The sequence below is a fragment of the Streptomyces achromogenes subsp. achromogenes genome, assembly GCF_000720835.1.
Taxonomy (GTDB): Bacteria; Actinomycetota; Actinomycetes; order Streptomycetales; family Streptomycetaceae; genus Streptomyces; species Streptomyces achromogenes.
Window position 1 is genome coordinate 1 of record NZ_JODT01000158.1, and the last position, 204, is coordinate 204.

The window sequence follows — 204 nt, forward strand, 5'->3', positions numbered from 1 at the left end:
AGTTTGCGGTGAGCGCCACCGAGTACGGGTCGGTGACCTTGTTGGTGACCACCTCGCGCACGCTCGGCGCCCACACCTTCACCACGTACCGGTACGGCTCGCCCTTCCAGGACGCCGGCCCCGTCACGGACCACACGCCCGTGGCATCGTCCCGCCGCATCCTCTTCAGCGAGCCGTCCAGCTCCAGCGACACGCTCTGCGCCG

Annotated in this window: 1 protein-coding gene; it reads right to left on the bottom strand. The window is 69.6% G+C overall.

Annotation, left to right across the window (positions count from 1 at the left end; translation table 11 throughout):
- On the bottom strand, positions 1-204 hold a 204-nt coding region (locus IH25_RS38375; RefSeq protein ID WP_157847091.1), incomplete at both ends, for a hypothetical protein.